The sequence below is a fragment of the Demequina sp. NBRC 110055 genome (assembly GCF_002090135.1).
Taxonomy (GTDB): Bacteria; Actinomycetota; Actinomycetes; order Actinomycetales; family Demequinaceae; genus Demequina.
On record NZ_BBRL01000006.1, the window covers coordinates 89161 to 108400 of the forward strand.

The 19240-nt window shown below is 68.3% G+C and carries 16 protein-coding genes and 1 tRNA gene; 9 read left to right on the forward strand and 8 right to left on the reverse strand.

Going from position 1 to position 19240, the window contains the following annotated elements; genetic code table 11:
- The first annotated feature begins 10 nt into the window (after positions 1-10).
- Entirely contained in the window at positions 11-682 is a 672-nt protein-coding gene (locus B7K24_RS07420) for a TetR/AcrR family transcriptional regulator (protein WP_084129653.1), read from the forward strand.
- A gap of 234 nt (positions 683-916) precedes the next feature.
- Here B7K24_RS07420 and B7K24_RS07425 read toward each other — a convergent pair whose 3' ends face one another.
- Complete coding sequence (locus B7K24_RS07425) at positions 917-2749, reverse strand: glycoside hydrolase family 3 protein (protein ID WP_084129655.1); 1833 nt, start codon at positions 2747-2749, stop codon at positions 917-919.
- On the reverse strand, positions 2746-4032 hold the full coding sequence (locus B7K24_RS07430; protein WP_084129657.1) for an MFS transporter: 1287 nt from the start codon (positions 4030-4032) through the stop codon (positions 2746-2748). Before B7K24_RS07430 ends, B7K24_RS07425 begins: the two co-directional genes overlap by 4 nt.
- Before the next feature lie 169 nt (positions 4033-4201).
- On the opposite strand from B7K24_RS07430, the gene B7K24_RS07435 reads away from it, so the two are divergent.
- From B7K24_RS07435 to B7K24_RS07460, 6 genes are all read left to right on the forward strand, one after another.
- On the forward strand, positions 4202-5494 hold the full coding sequence (locus tag B7K24_RS07435; RefSeq protein ID WP_084129659.1) for a TetR/AcrR family transcriptional regulator: 1293 nt from the start codon (positions 4202-4204) through the stop codon (positions 5492-5494).
- Positions 5495-5713: 219 nt separating this feature from the next.
- The gene (locus B7K24_RS07440) at positions 5714-6772 is read left to right on the forward strand and encodes an LLM class flavin-dependent oxidoreductase (RefSeq protein WP_084129661.1); all 1059 of its coding nucleotides are present in this window, start codon (positions 5714-5716) and stop codon (positions 6770-6772) included.
- Positions 6769-7437 (forward strand): NADPH-dependent F420 reductase, encoded by a 669-nt coding sequence (locus tag B7K24_RS07445; protein WP_084129663.1) that lies wholly within the window; start codon positions 6769-6771, stop codon positions 7435-7437. The genes B7K24_RS07440 and B7K24_RS07445 overlap by 4 nt, the downstream gene beginning before the upstream one ends.
- Positions 7434-7736 (forward strand): thioredoxin family protein, encoded by a 303-nt coding sequence (locus B7K24_RS13450; RefSeq protein ID WP_159449184.1) that lies wholly within the window; start codon positions 7434-7436, stop codon positions 7734-7736. The genes B7K24_RS07445 and B7K24_RS13450 overlap by 4 nt, the downstream gene beginning before the upstream one ends.
- Before the next feature lie 326 nt (positions 7737-8062).
- On the forward strand, positions 8063-9181 hold the full coding sequence (locus tag B7K24_RS07455; RefSeq protein WP_084129665.1) for a class I SAM-dependent methyltransferase: 1119 nt from the start codon (positions 8063-8065) through the stop codon (positions 9179-9181).
- Positions 9182-9232: 51 nt separating this feature from the next.
- On the forward strand, positions 9233-10753 hold the full coding sequence (locus B7K24_RS07460; RefSeq protein ID WP_084129667.1) for an SDR family NAD(P)-dependent oxidoreductase: 1521 nt from the start codon (positions 9233-9235) through the stop codon (positions 10751-10753).
- A 192-nt stretch (positions 10754-10945) separates the two neighbouring features.
- On the opposite strand, the gene B7K24_RS07465 is transcribed toward B7K24_RS07460, so the two are convergent.
- The 3 genes from B7K24_RS07465 to B7K24_RS07475 all read right to left on the reverse strand — a co-directional run bounded on the left by B7K24_RS07465 (position 10946) and on the right by B7K24_RS07475 (position 13149).
- Positions 10946-11019, reverse strand: a tRNA-Pro gene (locus B7K24_RS07465).
- A gap of 91 nt (positions 11020-11110) precedes the next feature.
- On the reverse strand, positions 11111-11725 hold the full coding sequence (locus B7K24_RS07470; RefSeq protein WP_084129669.1) for a YitT family protein: 615 nt from the start codon (positions 11723-11725) through the stop codon (positions 11111-11113).
- Between the two features lie 206 nt (positions 11726-11931).
- On the reverse strand, positions 11932-13149 hold the full coding sequence (locus B7K24_RS07475; RefSeq protein WP_084129671.1) for a cobalamin-independent methionine synthase II family protein: 1218 nt from the start codon (positions 13147-13149) through the stop codon (positions 11932-11934).
- Positions 13150-13403: 254 nt separating this feature from the next.
- Here B7K24_RS07475 and B7K24_RS07480 point away from each other — a divergent pair, with 254 nt between their 5' ends.
- Positions 13404-14042, forward strand: a complete 639-nt coding sequence (locus tag B7K24_RS07480; RefSeq protein WP_144268201.1) for a Pr6Pr family membrane protein — start codon at positions 13404-13406, stop codon at positions 14040-14042.
- Positions 14043-14051: 9 nt separating this feature from the next.
- A complete protein-coding gene (locus B7K24_RS07485) occupies positions 14052-15179 on the forward strand; it encodes an NAD(P)-binding domain-containing protein (protein ID WP_084129674.1) in 1128 nt (375 codons plus the stop codon).
- A 32-nt stretch (positions 15180-15211) separates the two neighbouring features.
- Here the strand turns inward: B7K24_RS07485 and B7K24_RS07490 are convergent, their stop codons facing one another.
- From B7K24_RS07490 to B7K24_RS07500, 3 genes are all read right to left on the reverse strand, one after another.
- On the reverse strand, positions 15212-16456 hold the full coding sequence (locus B7K24_RS07490) for an MFS transporter (RefSeq protein ID WP_084129675.1): 1245 nt from the start codon (positions 16454-16456) through the stop codon (positions 15212-15214).
- A gap of 114 nt (positions 16457-16570) precedes the next feature.
- Positions 16571-18520 (reverse strand): acyl-CoA dehydrogenase, encoded by a 1950-nt coding sequence (locus tag B7K24_RS07495; protein WP_084129677.1) that lies wholly within the window; start codon positions 18518-18520, stop codon positions 16571-16573.
- 28 nt (positions 18521-18548) lie between these two features.
- The gene (locus B7K24_RS07500) at positions 18549-19220 is read right to left on the reverse strand and encodes a TetR/AcrR family transcriptional regulator (RefSeq protein ID WP_159449185.1); all 672 of its coding nucleotides are present in this window, start codon (positions 19218-19220) and stop codon (positions 18549-18551) included.
- Positions 19221-19240 lie beyond the last annotated feature (20 nt).

A 19240-nucleotide genomic window follows, 5' to 3' on the forward strand; every position in this document is an offset into this window, starting at 1 on the left:
CCATGACGGCATGGCAGACGGTGCGGGATCAGGGCTCCGTGCCGACGCCGAACGGAACCGCCTCCGGCTCCTCGGCGCGGCCCAGGAGCTCTTCGCCGAGCGTGGTTTGGACGTGTCGATGCGGCAGATTGCCCTCCACGCTGGCGTAGGGGAACCGACGTTGAGGCGAAGGTTTCCGACCAAGGAAACTCTTATCGCGGCAGCCTTTCAGGCCAAGATCACCTCCTACGCCGAGACGGCCGAACACGCATTGCGCGAGGTTAACCCGTGGGACGGGTTCACCAGTTTCGTGCGCGCGTTGACAGCGATGCAGCTCGGCGACCGTGGGTTCGCTGATGTGCTCACGATGACCTTTCCGCCATCCTTGCGCGCGGAGAGCGAGCGACGCCGCGCGTACGCGGCGCTGTCAGCGCTGGTCACGAGGGCGCAAGACGCGGACGCGCTGCGGAAGGACTTTACTCCCGAGGATGTCGTGCTGATCCTCATGGCGCATGCAGGCGTGGTCGCCGGGGCAGGCCCCCTGGCACCCGTGATGTCGGCGCGGCTCGTGGAGTATTTCTTGGAAGCCTTCGCGGCACCCGGCGCTCGTCGTCTGCCCGCCGCACCGTCGCCTGCTCAGACATACCGGGCGATGCTTCGTCTCCACGGTGGCGCTAGCTCCAGCGCCACCGAGCCGAGCTGAGCGCCACGACAGGTCGCCAGCGCGCCTCGCTTGTACGCCGCGTCGGGGCATGGTGAATGGCGCAACCGGCAGTGCCGGCCGCTGGCGCCTCACACGAACACATCCCGTGCCGCCCGGTGTTACGGGCGGCACGGGACGTGGAGCGGTGTCTACTCAGCGCGTGTCGCGTATCGAAGGCCCGCAGGCCGCCGTCCCCGCCCGAGTACGCACCCCACACGTAGGTGAGCTGTCGCGTTACTCGCCCGCACCCTGCGGACCACGCGCATCGAGTTCGAGGCCGTGCCCGAACGTGAACAGCGGATCCGCCGTGTCGAAGGGCACGTCGGGACGGTTCGCCTCCACGGCGTGCATGCTCGAGGGGACATCGAACGGGAGCTTGCCGAGAGGGGTAGCGTCGCCCACGACGACATCGAGCACTGCGGAGGCATCCGAACCCCAGTTGGCCACAATCGCCGCGACGTCCTCGACGAAGGGCGTGAGAATCGCGGGCCGGTCCAGGTAGAGGTCGACAACGGTCGGCACCTGCGCTGCGACTTCTTTCACGTGCGCGATCATCTCATCCGGAAATTCGAGCGATCCGTTGTGGAAGAAGTTTTCAAAGGTCGTCGACCGCTGTTCGTACGGTGCCTGAATGCGCAGCACGGCGATCTCTGCTTCTGCCGGGTCGCTGACAACTGTGCCGTACAGCCGGGCAATCTCGGCGTCGATGCCCTCGACATAGATGCGGCGTCCGCGTCCCGTCGGCAAGACGGCGCTGCCGTCGACCTCGCGGTTCGTCAACACGGCGATAGCCGCCCGCTGTGCAGCCAACCCTGCCGAGACGAACTCCGGAGATCCCACAATCTGCGCCGCGCGTTCAGGGTCGACGTGTCGGTTCTCGAAGAGCCCGAGGACGAACTTTTCACGCAGGATGCGCCGCGCAGAAACATCGATGCGCTCCTCCGAGATCTCTCCCGCTTGAACAATGTCCACGAGCAGGTCGGGGCAGGCCTCACCGCCGAACTGGTCGACGCCTGCGTTCAGGATCTTGATCATGCGCTCGCGCCGCGAGAGGTGCTCGACTCCCCACGCGCGCGCAGGGAAGGGTTCGCCGAAGGCTTCGGCGTCGGTGATGAGGCCCCAGTCCGTGCACACGAGCCCGTCGAATCCGTAGCGATCGCGCAGAATCCCGGTGATGACCGACTTGTTGAAACCGAAACCGACCTCTTCGTATTCGGTGCCGACGGGCATGCCGTAGTAGGGCATGATCTGGCTCGTACCGGCCTCAAGCGCCGCCTCGAACGGCTTCAGATGAGTCTCGAAGGCACCACCCGGGTAGACCTGCTCGCGGCCGTGCGGGAAGTGAGGGTCCTCGCCGTCCTTCTGAGCGCCACCGCCGGGGAAATGCTTCGTCATCGTTGCGACCGAGTGGGCATCCAGGGCGTCTCCCTGGAATCCGCGGACATATGCGGCGCCAAGACGCGAGGTCAGCTCCGGATCCTCGCCGAAGGTCTGGAGCGCACGGCTCCAGCGGGGATCCGTGGCGAGGTCCACCTGGGGATGGAGCGCAACGCGGATACCCACGGCGAGATACTCCTGACGCGCAATCTCGGCGAACCGCTGCACCAGGGCCTCGTCTCCGACTGCCGCGAGTCCCATCGTCTCCGGCCAAACAGAGAACGATCCGGCCTGTAGCGATGCCAGCGGGTTGTCGTCACTTGACGAGTGGCGAGGATCCGACGAAATGGTGACGGGGATCTGGAGCCTGGACTGGGCGGCGAGGTCCTGGATCCGGTTGTGCCAGATCGCGATGTCGCGCGGCTGCTGTCCCCCGCCCAGCAGGTTGAAGTGATTCATCGCACGGCCGTTGACATACTCATCCGTGGACGGGATGCCCATGCTCGAGTCAGCGCCGGAGAGGCCGCCGCCCTCCCCCACCATGATCATGGCGTGGAAGAAGAGTCCAGCCTTCTCCTCCAGCGTCATCTGGCCCAGAAGGATCTCGACCCTCTCCTCCACGGGAAGAGAGGCATCAAGATAGCGGCGGTCGACCCCGTCGGTCGATACGTCGGCGTGGTGCGTGGTCATCGGACTCCCTTGATCTGGTAGACGAGGATGGCGCCGGCAAGCGTCACGACGGCGCCGGCAAGGTAGAAGAGTGCGTACCCGCCCAGCGCGGTACCTGCACCCGCGGCGATGACGACGGGTGCAATCAACGGGGCAATGGAGCCCGGCAACGCCGCGGCGATGTTGAGAACGCCGAGGTCCTTGGCGGCGTCCTTTTCGTCGGGTAGCACCTGCGTGGCCAAGGCGAGATCAACCGACAGGAACGAACCGGCTCCAAGCCCGATAATGCCCTGGCCCACGACGACGATCATCGGTGCGGGTGCGAACGCGACGACGACCAGGCCGACGACGATGACGAGGCCAGCAATGGTGACGAACGGTCGCCGACGCCCAATGCGGTCGGAAATCGCTCCACCCAACGGACCCGAGATAGCCATGGCTCCGAAGGAAACAATGTTGGACAGCAACACGATTTGGATCGCGGCGTCCTCAGCAAGGTCGAATCGGTCGGTGAGGTAGAAGGGCAGGAACGTCGCCACGCCCGCGTATCCGAACATGATCAGGAACTTGGTGAGCCACGTCCACCCAAAGTCGCGGTACTTCACCGGGTTGAACACGAACGATCCGAGGAATTCCTTCCAGTCGTAGCGCTCCACGGGACCCGTGTGCTGTCGGTCGCGTAGGACAACCGCGAAGCCGATGAGGAGAATTGCCGCGATCGCGCCGGGCACCACGAAGCGGCTGAAGTCGTCGTTGAGCACGCTCACAAGAACGCTTCCGCCGAGGATGCCTAGCGGCGTCATCAGGCCGATGAGACCCGAGACCTTACCTCGACCATCGACGGGCACCTGGTCGGGAACCGTGCCGAAGAGCGCGGCGAGCACTCCATTCAGGGCCACCTGCACCACCGACCAGCCGATGAACACCATCCAGACCTCAGTGGCTGCTCCGATGAGCGCGAACGCCGCCAGCGCGGCCAGCGCACCGCCCACGATCCACGGCCGACGCCGGCCAAACCGCGAGGTCGTGCGATCGGACAGTCGGCCCACAAGCGGGTTGGCGATCACCGCGAAGAACGAGCCGATGCCCATCACCAATCCGAGGGTGACGGTCGCCTCCGCCTGCGTGTCGGTGATGCGGGTCATCTTGAACGCCATCGACACCAGCACCGGCGTGAGCAGCGCCAAGTACACGCCGAACGTTCCGCCGGCGAGGCCGACGACGTACGACGCGCGAGTGCGCGTGGGCTCGCCTTCGGGCGAGGTGGCCGGTGTCTTCTGCGGCGGGGCGGCTGACTCTGACATGTTGTCTCCTTTGACGTGAAGGATGGCGCTCCTCTGTGCGCAGCGCCACTGTACACGGAATTAGACCGATTGGTACGCAAACATGGTCCACGCGGTACACGCCGAGCAGTGTTACACGCCGTGCGACTCCTGGATGAGATGATGGGCGCTGGTCGGGAGGAACTCAGACATGACCGAGGCAACACCCTCGTTAGCGCCTGCGCTGCGCAACGGAGATCGGCGAGCACGGGCGGCCGCCGACACTCGGCGACGGATCGTAGAGGCGGCGCAGAAGCTGTTCGTTCAGCGCGGATACCAGGCAGTATCTTTGCGCGACATCGCTGGTGAAGCCGGCGTGGCACACCCCACTGTGCTGCGGCACTACGCCAACAAGTCAGAGCTCCTCGAGGCTGTGGTGACCGCCGTCGAGGGAGCGCTCCCCGTCGGTCCGGCCACGCCCCGACTCGACGACATTGTGGCCGTCGCCCGCAACCACGCGTCCACTCCCGGATACACCGCGCTCTTCTCGTCACTCGCCGGCCTCGCGGCGAACACCCAGAGCCCTCACCTGGAGCGATTCCGCGATCGGTACGCGCTCGCGCGCACCTTGACCGCTCAAGCGCTCGTCCCGCTTCGCGAGGCGGGAACCGTCGCCGACACCCACGGTGAGGCGACGCGGCTTAACGCCGCCTGGGACGGGCTCCAAATCATGTCGCTCTACGTTCCCGAGATGGTCGACGTCGCACGGGAACTCGCCGACAGGGTGGCGCGCCTACAGGGAACGCCGCCTGAGACCGTCGCTCTTGCGCGCCCGTCGCAGCGCACGGACGGTATCGCGCCCACGCCAGCGCTCCCCACCGGCTACGCGTCCGGTCGCGCCCAACGGGAGCATCTCATCGAGCGAGCTACCGACCTGTTCTCTCGAGAGGGCTACCACGCCACGTCGCTGCGCGACCTTGCGAGCTTCGCCGGCGTTTCCAAGACCGCGGTGCTCCACCATTTCGGGTCGAAGGAAAACCTCTTACTGCAGGTGCTCCAGCGCCGCGACGAGCTTGTGCGTGGACGCTACGGCAATGTCGACGATGCGCCCGCCGAGCAATTGCGCGCCCTGTCCGCCGGCGCACGCGCGGACGCACGCGATACCCCCGGCCTGGTGAGGCTGTACGTTCGCCTGTCGACCGAATCTGCCACGCCCGGACACCCGGCGCATGATTTTTTCGCCGAGCGCTACCGCAGCAGCATCGATGCCGTCGCACGCCTGGTAGATGCCGCCGCCGGCTCCGGGCCGTCCGGAACCTCACGCGCCCGCCATGAAGCCATCTGGCTACTCGCCCTCTGGGACGGCCTGCAAATCCAGTGGCTGTATGACCCCGCCCGGGTGGACATTGGCGATCATCTCGAGGCGCATATCGATGCGCTGTGTCATACGCTGCCCCGGCAGGCCGATGACACTCAACCCGCGACGCACGACCACGCACCCTAGCGGCGAGTCGCACCGACGACAGTCCACCCGGCACCCCGCGCGGCGCTAGCCACGCCCCGTTCGTTTTCACCGCGCCGAATCGCGCGTGCCGCACCGCACCGCACCGCGCTCCCTTGCCATCTGGCCCAGGCCTCCGCGCCCGACCCGCACGGACAAGTGGCTTATCTGCGTCACTTATCATTGTGCGAAGGCCATCGGCGTCGAGAAGGGTTGGGTCTCATGGAGATCGGTGCGTTTACATTCGCTGATATCGCGGTGCGCGGAGGCGTGCGCCCACCGCAACGCATCCCGGAACTTATCGAGGAAATCGTCCTGGCCGATGAGGTGGGGCTGGACGTTTTCGGGATCGGAGAGCATCACCATCCCGGCTTCTCGGCTCCCGCTCCGCCCGTCATCCTTGCTGCCGCCGCGGCGCGCACGCACAGGATCCGTTTGACCAGTGCGGTCACGGTGTTGAGTTCGGACGACCCTGTGCGCGTGTTCGAACAGTTCACCGCCCTCGATCTCGTTTCGCAGGGTCGCGCGGAGGCCATGGTGGGTCGTGGCGCGTTGCTGGACTCGTTCCGACTGTTCGGCCACGATCTTCAGGACTACGACGCACTCTTCGACGAGAAACTCGACCTCCTCATCCGTCTGCGAGGCGACGAGCCAGTGACGTGGCAGGGCCGTTTCCGTCCACCGCTCGACGAGGAAGTCATCTTGCCCCGCCCAGTACAAACCCCGCTCCCGGTGTGGGTCGCGGTGGGAGGAAGCCCGAACTCTGTGATCCGCGCGGCAGCGCACGGATTGCCGATGGTGCTCGGCACCGTCGGGGGCGTTGCAGCACAGTTTGCACCGCTCGCGGACCTCTACCGGCAGGCCCTTGACCACTACGACAAGCCGGCCCAGCCCGTGTCCATGACCCTTCATGGATTTGTCGCCGACACCTCTCAGAAGGCCGCGGACGTGTACTTCCCGGCGGACGCTGAGTTGTTCAACACCGCAGGAGCCTCGCGAGGCATCGCCGGCATGACCGCGGAGCACATGGCGGCAAAGAACGGGCCCGGATCTACCTACGCCGTCGGATCACCCCAGGCGGTGATCGACAAGCTTCTTCATCACCACGAGGTCATCGGACACCAGCGCACCATGCTCCAGCTGGCGGTCGGTCCGCTGCCTCACGCCGACATCATGCGCGCAATCGAACTGCTTGGCACCGAGGTCGCCCCCGTGGTCCGAGCCGAAATTGCCCGCCGTGAAGGCGGCGGCGATTCAGCGACGGGCGTGGGCGCGCGATGACCGCCCTCGCCGAGCGCACGGTGGGGATCTTCGGCGCGGGAAAGTCGGGTGTCGCGATCGCGCGCCGTGCCCTCGACGCTGGTTATGGGGTTGCGGTGGCGACGTCCGGTCCGGCCTGGCGGACGGATCTGGTCACGCGGGTCCTCACCCCGGGAGTACGAGCCGTCGACGCCGCGGAACTCGCGAGCGTCGCTCCCATCGTGGTCTTGGCGGTGCCTCTGCGACGACTGCGAGAGCTACCACTGTCCACCTTGGCGGGACGGATCGTCGTCGACATCATGAATTATTGGGAACCCACCGATGGCGTCCTGCCCGACTTCGCTTCACGCGCTCACGCCTCAAGCCTGATCGTCCGCGCTGCCCTTCCCGCCAGCGCACGGCTGGTCAAGACGTTCAACCACATCGGCTATCACGAAATGGAGCAGCTTGCTCGACCGTCAGGCACCGTCGGTCGAGTTGCTCTCGGCGTCGCGGGAGACGATCTCGATGCGGTAGCAACGATCGCACGGTTCGTCGACGACCTCGGTTTCGATCCCGTCTCGACCGGGACGCTGGCCGATAGCCACTGTCTTCAGCCGGGATCGCCCCTCTTTGGCGCCGACATGGAACCGGCGGCCTTCCGCGAAGCGCTCTCTCAGCTCGCCTCACGGGAAGTTCCAGCATGACGGCGACGGTGCAGTTCGACGTCTTCACCTCGGCATTCTGTGGCGCATGCACACGCACACGCGCCGTACTCGCTCGGGCCGCCGAGTACATCCCCGGCAGCACCGTCGTCGAGCACCCGATCGAGACCGAGCCCGACCTCGCAGAGTCGCTGGGCATCGCCTCAACTCCGACCGTCATTGTCCGTGACTCGACCGGCGCCGAAGCCTTGAGGCTCACCGGTGTGCCCAATGTTCACCACGTTCTTGCTGCTGGAGTCAGGGTGCTTGAGCAAGCACCGCCCCATGTTCCGAGCCCCTAATCCGCGGCCACTCGTCCTTCCCCCCGCTCCGCTTGTCCGCCGTGGGCCCTGAGGCCCCGTCCGCGATGACCGGCGGCGCCGCACGCGCGACACCAAGCGGAACGTGCGAGAGCGAGCCGGTCCTCACCGCACGTCGATCACTGCGGGTCAGCACGACGACGCGTGCCCGGCTGCCGCCAGTGCGCCACATCGGGGACTACCGCGGAGACTCGAGGCTAGGCTTCGATCGTGATCGGCTCTCATTCGCGCCTCCTGACGGCTGGCGTCCATACCCGTCCCCCGGCCTGGGCCCACACGCCGCAGCGCGTCCTTGGCGCTGTCACGCGATGAGCGGCGCGTTTGAGGCCTTGCGGCGTTGGCCCGATGTCGAGGCGCCCGGGCTGGTCGCCGTCGACGCCGCCGACCGGTTGATTCTGGACGAGTCCGCCGACATCCGCGAGGCCTCGCAGCGGGGTGACATCGTGGTCATCAACGATGCGTACGGCGCGCTCACCCTCGGGGCGGCCGATGCCGGCGCGACGGCCGTACGAACGCACATCGACTCGCTCACGGGCGAACGTGCGCTCGAGGCTAATGCGAGGCGCGCGAGCCTTTCGGACAGTTTTCGCGTCCTGCCGCTCCGCGCGGAGCTTGTCCGCGGGGCGAGGGTCGTCTTGCTACGGCTCCCCCGCTCGCTCGACTCCCTGCGTGACATCGCCGGCCTCATCGCCGCGCACGCACACCCGGACGTCATCGTGGTGGCGGGCGGACGCCTCAAGCACATGTCGGTGTCGATGAACGCCGTACTGAGCGAACACTTCGGCAGGCTCGACGTCAGCCACGCCCGGCAAAAGTCTCGCGTGCTGATTGCCCGCGAACCGCACGACGGCGTCGACCCCGCGCCGGCCGCGGCGCAAGCCGAGGGGCTTGAGGTGCGCGCGTACGGCGGCGCGTTCGCGGGCGCAAGGCTCGATATCGGAACCCGGCTGCTGCTCGAGAGCCTGCCCATCGCATCGGCCGGCGGAACCCCCAGCGATCCCCTCATTGACCTGGCCTGCGGCACCGGGATCGTCGGAGCGTGGATGGCGACGCGATACCCCGACGCGCACGTCTACGCGTGCGACCAGTCGGCCGTCGCCGTCGAGTCCGCACGGGCGACGATGCTCGCCAACGGCATCCAGGACCGCGTCGCGGTAGCGCGGGACGACATGCTGAGCGCCAGGCCCGACGCGAGCGCGTCGTTCATCGCGCTGAACCCGCCGTTCCATTCCGCCGCCGCGGTGACCGATCTCCTCGCGCCTCGCATGTTTGCCGACGTCGCCCGGGTGCTTCGCCCGGGCGGCCAGCTGTGGTGCGTATGGAACTCTGGCCTGAAATACCGCCCGCTGCTTGAGGGCGCTATCGGCACGACGGAGCAGGCCGCGCGCAACGCCAAGTTTACAGTCACGGTCTCGACGCGACGTTGATGCGGACCTCGCCGGACCTCACACCGGGCCCTCGTCCGTAAAATAGAGCGAGTGTCCACACCGCCCGCACCCGCCGACCGCCAGCACCGTATCGACCCCACGGACCTCGAGACGACGCTGCGTGTCCTCGGTTCCCTGAGCGACGTCGACGAGAGCGACCCCGACTTCGTGGCGGTACGCAACGCAACGGCTCACATGATCAAGGCCGTGAAGCAGAGCCGGCGACGTGAACGGCGCGCGACAATCGCGGCCAACGACACTGCGGTCGTCGCCGCCACGGCGACGGGGGCATCGGACCGCATCGACGACGAGACGCGCGGACTCACTCTCGAGGCGCGTGCCGCGACCCCGACGGCGGGCGAGTACCTTAAGGCGCGCCCGTGCTACATCTGCAAGCAGAAGTACACGTTGGTCGACGCGTTCTATCACCAGCTCTGCCCGTCGTGCGCGGAGACGAGCCACGCCAAGCGGCACGCAAGCACGGACCTGCGAGGACGGCGTGCACTGCTCACTGGCGGCAGGGCGAAGATCGGAATGCACATCGCGTTGCGGCTGCTGCGCGACGGCGCCGACCTCACGGTCACCACGCGCTTCCCTCGCGACGCCGTGCGCCGGTTTGCGGCCATGCCCGATGCTGCCGAGTGGCTCCCCCGCCTCACTGTTGTCGGCATCGACCTGCGCGACCCCGCCCAGGTGGTGTCCCTCGCAGACTCCGTCGCCGCAGCCGGCCCCCTCGACGTCCTCATCAACAACGCCGCCCAGACGGTGCGCCGCTCCCCCGGCGCCTACGCGCCGCTTGTCGACGCAGAGTCCGCGCCGCTCGAGCACGGACTGTGGCCCGAGGGCAAGGGCCCCCAGTTGCTCACCCTTGGCCGCACCACCGACGCGCATCCCGTCAGCATCGAGGCCTCTGCGGCCACGCACCCACTGCTTGCTTCCGCCCACCTGGCCGAGATGGGATCCCGCGAGGCACAGCGGCTCACGGACCAGGCCCTCGCACCAGGGTCGTCATCCTTGGCTCGGCTTGCCGATGGCACCGCCATCGATGCGGGCGGCCTGGTGCCCGACCTCCACGACACGAACTCGTGGGTGCAGGCGGTCGGCGACGTCACGCCTTTGGAACTGCTCGAGGTGCAGTTGTGCAACTCGACCGCCCCGTTCATCCTGATTAACCGCCTGCGTCCAGCGCTCGCGGCGGCTGCCACGGCATCGGCGTCGGGGCGTTCCTACGTGGTGAATGTCTCCGCGATGGAGGGAGTCTTCGAGCGCGGCTACAAGGGCCCGGGCCACCCCCACACCAACATGGCGAAGGCCGCGCTCAACATGCTCACGCGCACCAGCGCCCGGGAAATGTTTGAATCCGAGTCGATCCTGATGACCAGCGTCGACACCGGCTGGATCACCGACGAGCGCCCGCACCCCACCAAGGTGCGGCTGGCCGAGGAGGGTTTCCACGCCCCGCTCGATCTGGTCGACGGTGCGGCACGCGTGTACGACCCCGTGGTGCGCGGCGAGACCGGCGAGGATCTCTTCGGGGTTTTCCTCAAGGACTACGCACCCTCGAAGTGGTGACCCTGTACTGAGCCACGCGCGGCCCACGACAGGGCGCCTTCCGCCACCCCAGGTGCCGAATGCCGACCTACGCATGCCTCGAGGCCCGTGCGGTCGCGCCGTGCGACACAGCAGCCGTGGCCATGGGCCCGCTTGCACGAAAAAGAGCCGCCCCTCCTGGCATTTACCAGGAAGGACGGCTCAGTTTCTCGGTCGGGCTGACAGGATTTGAACCTGCGACCCCTTGACCCCCAGTCAAGTGCGCTACCAAGCTGCGCCACAGCCCGAAACTGGCCTGCTGCGAGGATCGGAACCCTCGTTTGGACCGGGAAACAGTCTACACAGCGCCCGGACCGTTTTTGACCATGACGGCCCGGTTCACCCGAAATAACGGCCAGGCCGGTGGTTGATCGCGAGCGTCAGGTTCAGCAGCACCGCGCCAAGGATCGAGCACAGCAAGATCGGCAGCGGCACCAAGGCGAGCGATGCGACCACCACCACGAGATCGAGGGCCCCCTGCACAAAACCGGCCCGCCACCCGCGTGTCTCCTGCAGCCACGCGGCAAGGATGCCGAAGCCTCCCGCAGAGGCGCCGTGACGGAAGATGATGAGCATCCCGACGCCGATGGACAGCCCGGCAAAGACCGCGCCATAGAGCGGATTCACGTCTGAGACGTCCATGTACAGCCCGTGCACCGAGGTCAACACCGAAATCAAGGTCACGGCAATGAGCGTCTTGAGGGTGAAGGTCCACCCCATGCGCCGCACCGCGAGCCAGTAGAACGGCAGGTTGATGACGAAGAACACCACGCCGAACCCCAGGCCCGTCCAGTAGCTCGCCAGGATCGCCACACCTGCGAGCCCGCCCGACACTCCCCCAATCTGGTCCAGCAGGAACAGCCCGAAGGACATCATCAGCGCTCCTGTGGGGATCGCGAGGGCATCCTCCCACACGGCGTGCTTTTCTGCGATGGGCGGGTCGACGACAGACATGGGAAGACCTCCAGGATGGTGAGGTGGGAAGGGCCGATGCGCGGGTCGCGCGCCGCACTATGGTGCCAGACCCGTATGTCGGCCCGGTTTCCGCGCGCCCCTGGCGCCGCTCACGCGACACGCGTGGCCGGGTCCCGGCACAGGCCCCCGACACACCAACGGCGCCGGTCCCCCATGGCGAACCGGCGCCGTCAAAAAGACAGAAGTTAGCCGCCGATGCGCTGCGCAGCGATGCGCGCGCCCTCGCCGAGCGACGCGAGCTTGGCCCACGCGATCTGCTGGTGCACGCGCCCGCCCAGGCCGCAGTCGGTGGAGCCGACCACGCGGTCGGGACCCACGATGTCCACGAAGCGCTCGATGCGGTCAGCGACCAGTTCGGGGTGCTCCACGACGTTGGTCGCGTGGCTCACGACGCCGGGCACCAGGATGGTGCCGTCGGGGATCGACACGTCGCGCCACGCCTTCCACTCGTGCTCGTGACGCACGTTGCCTGCCTCGAACGAGAACTCGCCGGCGTTGATGGTCAGCAACAGGTCAAGGATGTGGCGCAGCTCGAGGTCGGTGGTGTGGGGGCCGTGCCACGAGCCCCAGCAGATGTGAAGACGCACCTGCTCGCGCGGGAGTCCCTCGATCGCGTGGTTGATGGCGTCGATGCGGGTCTGCAGGAACGCGCGGTAGTCGGCGACGGACGGCTCCGGGTTGATCTGGTCCCAGCTCTCGGCGAGCGACGGGTCATCGAGCTGGACCGTGAGGCCGGCCTCCGTGATGGCCTTGTACTCCTCGCGCATCACGTCGGCCCACGCCCAAATGTGCTCGGCCTCGTCCTTGTAGTGGACGTTGCCGATGCGGGCGGCGGAGCCGGGAGCGAGTGACGTGAGGAAACCGTGGGTCTGGCCTGTGGCGTCCATCGCGTTCTTGAGGTTCGCGATGTCGGTCGCAATGAGGTCCTGGCCGCGGTACGAGATGTCGGAGACGGTGAGCGGCCAGAACGGCGGCTCGCCTAGCAGCACGCCGGACGACGGGTCCTGGTATGCCTCGGCGAAGGCCACCCAGTCGCGGCGGTCGTTCATCGAGGTGAGCTGCACGTTGCCGGGGCTCGAGCGGACGGGCTCGGGCATGGGGGCATCGGCCGGCGGCAGCGCCAAACCCTCGGTGCGCTGGAACGAGTACGACCACCAGGCGCCGAAGTCGTGCGAGGCCGTCATCGCCTTGCCGTACTCGCCGTCACCCACGCGCGTGATACCCGCGTCGAGCTGGCGCTTCACGAGGGCGGTCACGGCCGCTGCGGCGGCTTCCTTGTATTCGTCGGTCTGGACGAGGGTGAAACCGTCCTCGGCGACGGTGAGCGACTTCGTCGCCTCGACGAGCTCGGGCGAACGCGGGAGCGACCCGGCCGTCGTGGTCTCGATGGTGACGTCGGACATGCATCCTCCAATAACGATGGGCGCGCGAGCGCACGCCTGGGTTCAGGTGGTCTCGCGCCAGCAATGTCCGCGTCTGCCGCGGATCCGAGGCCTCGTTTGATGCATGGCGACGGGCACCATTGTGCCCGCTTCTCGCCCTGGCCGCGGCCATGACCACCGCGCCCCACGCCATGAGCCCACCCGTCCCGGACAAAACACCACGACACGGACATGCCTTGTTCAGGTTTTCGTAAAGTTCCGGTAATGTGCGACGCGTGAGCAACGGAGCCACACTGAGAATATTGCGCCTCGGCGCCGCCCTCGCGATTGCGGTCGCGCTGGGCTTTCAAGGCTGGGCAGACCTCACCCACGGCACGTTCACGTGGGGCCAGCTTCCCGGCTACTTCACTCCCCTGGCGGCGATCGCTGGCGTGGTGGCCCTCACCGCATCGGCCCTCGCCGGCCCCTCGGAGCGGGTGTGGCTGTCGCTGCTGCGCGTCAACGCCGCGACCTACCTCGTGATCGCGGGCATCGTCTACTGGGCGGTCCTCGCCCAGCACGCGAACCCCCTGTTTCCCTGGGCCAACGCCATCCTCCACGGAGGTGCGGGCGCGATCCTGGTACTCGATTGGCTCATCGTCGGCCGGCGCCGGCGGCTACCGGTGTCGACGTGGTGGACCGTGCTGCTGGTGCCAGCCGGGTGGGCGGCCTTCCTCCTCGTCCGGGCCGCCCGCGATGGCTGGGTGCCGTACCCGTTCCTCGACCCCGCGCGTGGTGCCGCCGCCATCGCCACGACGCTGTCCATCATCGCGGCGGTGGGCCTCGCCTCTGTCGCCGTGCTGCACTGTGCCACCGGCCTGCGCGTGGTGCAGCCGGCCCGCCCAGATTTGCCTCAGCAGGAGCACGACGCGTAAACCTGAGCCGTGACCCACTCGACCGCGCCCGTTCTCGTCATCGGCGCGGGCCAGGCAGGGCTTTCGGTTGCCCACCACCTGGTGCAACGCGGCATGGTGCCCGGCTCCGACTTCGTGATCGTCGACCGCGGTCCAGGACCCGGCGGGGCGTGGCAGCACCGCTGGGACTCACTGCGCCTCGGCGACGCGCACCGTATCGCCGACCTGCCCGACATGGCGGCCGCGGGCGTCTCGTTCGCGGATGCGCCGACGGACCCACCCGCCTCGGCCGTCGTCTCCGACTACTACGGACGCTACGAGCGCCACCTCGACCTCCACGTGCGGCGCCCGGTCGCGGTCACCTCGGTCGCGCGCGCCGCCGACGGCGGCTTCGACGTCACGACGGCCGATGCCGCCGCCACCTTCCGTCCACGGGTGGTCGTGGCGGCGGTGGGAACCTGGGGCAGCCCACGGCTGCCAGAGATACCTGGTCGCGACTCGTTCCGCGGCGCGCAGATCACCACCCCCGAGTACCGCCGCGCCGAGGACTTTGCCGGAATGCGGGTCGCGGTCGTGGGTGGCGGGGCCTCTGCCCTCGGCTTCCTGCGCGAACTCGATGGGGTCGCGAGCCGCGTGACATGGTTCACTCGCCGCCCGGTGGTGTTTCACGAGCGCGACGAGATGCTCCGCACGGAGCTGGGGCGCGCATCGGTGCGGCTCCAGGACGACGCCGCTCGTGCGGGCAAGCCACTTCCCAGCATCGTCTCGACCACGGGGATGCCGATGACTCCACCCATCGCCCGCATGCGTCGCGCCGGGCTGCTCACTCGCGTGCCGATGTTCACACGACTCACGGCCGACGGCGCGGTATTGCAGGATGGCGGGTTCGAGCCCCTCGACGCGATCATCTGGGCCCTCGGGTTCGACGCGGACCTCGGTCCGTTCGCCCCCGTCGGCCTCAGCGCACGCGACGGTGTGCGCGTCGCAGACGGCCACGCCGTGGACGTCCCCGGCTTGTTCCTCGCGGGGTACGGCCCTCAGGCGTCGACCATCGGCGCCGACCGCGGCGGGCGACGCACGGCGCGCGACGTCGCGACCTACCTCCGTGACGGCGTCTGGCCACCCACGCCGGGGGCGCGTCGTACGGCGGCGAACTGACGCATCGGCGGCCCCAAGCAGCCGATGTCCCCCTACACGGCGGCCGGAACGGACTCGGAGGCGGTGGCGGTGCGAGCGGCGGCGCGGCGCGTGATCGCCAGACCCGCCAGCGCACACAGCACACCGGGGACGCACAGCACGAGGCCCACCCAGGTGGGCGCCAAATATCCCAGCCCGGCCGCCAGCACAGCGCCACCGAGGGCGGCGCCAATCGAGTTGCCGATGTTCAGCGCCGAGTGGTTGAGCGCCGCCGCCATGGTCTGGCTGTCGCCGGCGACGTCCATGAGGCGCGTCTGGATGGCCGGCGAGAGCGCGGCGGCCGAGGCCCCCACGAGGAAGAGTCCCACCAGCAACCCCACCACCGACGCCGCGGTGACGATGAGGAACACGAGCGACAAGGCGAACGCGGCAAAGAGCCACAAAATGGCGCGGATGGCGCCCGTGTCCGCGAGGCGGCCGCCGGCGAAGTTGCCGACAGTCATGCCGACGCCGACGATCATCAGCGCCAGCGGCACGAAGCCCTCGCTCGTCCCCGTGATCTCGGTCGCAAGCGGCGACACGTAGCTGTAGACCGCGAAGAAGCCGCCAAAGCCGAGCGCGCCCGTGAGGAGCGCGAACCACACCGCCGGCCGGGCGAGTGCCCCGACCTCGCGCCGCATGGTCGCGTGCGGGTCGCCAGGCGTCACGGGAAGCGACACAGCGATGGCGGCCGTCGCGACCGCAAACATGCCGGCGACCACGAGGTACGCCACCCGCCACCCGGCCGACTGGCCCAGCGCCGTGACGGCCGGCACGCCCACGATGTTCGCGATCGTCAGGCCCGACAGCACGAAGGCGGCGGCCTGCCCGCGCTTGTCGGGCCCCATGAGGCGCGCGGCCACCAGGGCGGCAATGCCGAAGTACGCGCCGTGCGGCAGTCCGGCAATGAAGCGCGCGGCGATGACGGTGGCGAAGGTGGGGGCGAGGGCCGATGCGATGGTGCCGAGCGTGAAGACCGCACTGAGGACGGTCAGCACCGTCTTGCGCGGAAAGCGAGCCGCGGCGGCCGCGATGGTCGGCGCTCCGACCACCACGCCGGCGGCGTACGCGGATACCACCCAGCCCGCGCGGGCAAGCGCCTCCTCCTGGTTGGCGTCCCACAAGCCGGGCAACAGGTCGCGCGCGATGTCGGGCAGCAGCCCCATCGCCACGAACTCCGTGGTGCCAATGCCGAAGCTACCGATCGCCAGCGCGAACAGCGCCACGCGGGTGCGGGAGGGAGACACTACAGGGGACATGGGCGGACCTCGCGTCGAGCGGAACGGGGCAACACGCTCAACGGCGAGCGTTGCCAGGATAATCCCTGGCAACACTCGCCGTTTCTGACCCCTAGTCGGAGATCTGGGGCGACTTCAGTCGCGCACGATCGCCGCCCCCAGCCACGCCTGGGGAATGCCCATGCCCTCCACGAGCGCGAGCGTGTGTGGGCGCAGGCGGCGACAGAGGTCGTCGACCTGCGACCCGATGGCCTTGGAGCGCGCCGAGCTGATGCGGTTGTGCTCGAGGAACCACGCCCGCTGCTCGTGGATGGACGTCAACGCGAAGAGGCTGCACAGGTCGTCGAGAACGCTGCGCGCTTCGCGATCCTCGCACGCGTCGATCGCGTCGACGAAGGCCTGCAGCACGAGCCGCTCCAGGTGGGCGCGCGCCACGAACTGCACGTGCTCGCCGAGCGCGTTGAAGGCCTCGAACGAGTCGCCGTGGTCCTTGGCGGCCGCGCGCATGCGGCGTGCGAGCGACTCCAGGGAGTGACGCGCTCGCTCCTCGAACATCAGCGCGTGCCAGCGGCGGTCGGTCAGGGTGGTCTCCTCGGGCTTACGCCGCACGGCATCGGCCAGGCGCTCAAGGACGAGGTTCGCCGAGGTGGCCTCGACGAACTGCTCCCCCGCCACACGCGCCGTGGCCTGCACCACCCCGGTGCGGTCGAGCTCTCCCCATTCGCGTCGGAAGTCGGTCAGCAGCGCCTTCGTCACCGACTGAAGCAGCACGGTGTTGTCGCCCTCGAAGGTCGCGAAGATGTCGACGTCGCGGCGCATCTCCACCAGCTGGTTCTCGCTGAGATATCCCGCGCCGCCGCACGCCTCGCGCGCCTCCTGCACCGCATCGTTCGCAAACCACGTCGTGATGGCCTTGAGCCCGGCGGCGCGGGTCTCGAGGTCGCGCTGCTCGGCTTCGGTGGACTCCTCTGGCCCCTGGACGTGCACGAGGGCCTCGATCAGCTCGTTCTGCGCGAATCCCAGGCCGTAGGCCCGCGCGATGCGGGGCAGGATGCGCTTCTGGTGCACCAGGTAGTCCATGAGCAACACGCCACCCTGGCGCCCCGCGGCGGGGAACTGTCGGCGCGTGAGGCCGTAGCGGGCCGCGATCGACAGCGCCCTGCGCGCCGTGATGCCGGCACCGCCGCCGACGCACACGCGGCCGCGCACCAGCGTCCCGAGCATGGTGAAGAAACGCCGGTTCGGGTTGTCGATGGGCGACGCATAGGTGCCGTCGTCCGTGACTCCTCCGTAGCGGTTGAGCAGCATACGTCGCGGCACGCGCACATGGTCGAACCGGATGGTGCCGTTGTCGACTCCCAACAGGCCGCCCTTGTGCCCCTGGTCGCCCGTGGTGACCCCGGGAAGATCACGCCCGTCGTCGTCGCGCAGCGGCACCAACACCACGTGGACGCCGTGACACTTGCCGCCCACCCACAACTGGCCGAACACGGCGGCCATCGTGCCGTCCTTCGCGGCGTTGCCGATGTAGGCCTTGGTGGCGCCAGGCGTGGCCGAGTGCACCTCGATCTCGTCGCTGTCCGGCACGTACGTGAGCGTGGTCTCGAGGCTTTGCACATCGGAGCCGTGGCCCAGCTCCGTCATCGCGAACCCGCCGAGCAGGCTGAGATCGGTGATACCCGGGAGGAAGGTCTCGTGGTGCCATTGAGTCCCCAGGTTCGTCACGGCGCCGCCGAACAGTCCGAACTGGACGCCGGACTTGATGGTGACGGACAGGTCGCCGTGCGCGAGCATCTCGAAGGCCATCACGGCGGTGAGCGGGTCCGACACAGAGTTCTTGCCGTCGGGTACGCCCGCGTGACCGAACCCGTGCTCCTCGAGTTCGCGGAGCCGGCCGAGGGTCCACTCGCGCGACTGGGCGACGTCGAGCTCGGGGTCGCGCAGCATGTCGTCAGCGGGGAAGGTCGCGCGTCCGACAGCGCGCTCGCTCGCGTACGGCCCGTCGAGCACGCGGCGCAGGTTCGAGCCGAGTGCGGTGAGGCTTTCGTGATGGACGGGCGAGGCCGTCTGGTCGGTCAACGTCATTGTCGATCCTCCTGGGGTGTGGCGGGTATCAGGTCACGGGGTTGCTTGTGGCGAGGGCCGATGCCGTCACTGGCTCGGCCTGCGAGGTATGGGTGGCCGCGGCAAAAGCGGGGGCGAAGAGCGCGCCGACGCGGTCGACCACGGCGCGGCGAGGCTCGCGGTCGGGGTCGTCCATCCAGCGATCGGCGACCGCCTGGATGAAGCCGACGAGGCCGTGTGCCCAGGTCTGGGACGTGGCGGCCGCGATGCCCTGGTCGCCGGCCCGCGCGACGATCACGGCGGCCACGGATGACGCGATGACGATCGGCACGCGGCCCGCGGGGTCGACCGCGCCTGCTCCCCCAGCGCCGTTCATCACGAAGCGGTAGATGTCGGGATCGCGCTCCACGAGGGCCAGGTAGCCGTCGGTGAGTGTCGTGGTCAGCTGCGCAAGATCGCGCGCCTGGGACATGTCGAGTGCCGCGGTGAGATCGGCGCGAATGTACGCGTGGACCGAGTCGACGACGTCGGCGTAGAGACCGGCGCGGCCCCCGAAGTGGCGGTACAGCACCGTCTTGGACGTGCCCGCCCGTGCCGCGATGTCCTCGAGGCTGACCCCGGGGCCGTGGACGCGGATGGCGCGCAACGCATGCGAGACGAGCTCGCGCTTCCTGTCGACGCGATGCTGATCCCAGCGGGCGTCCCTGCCATCGGTGGCCATGCCGCCACCATACCCGGTAC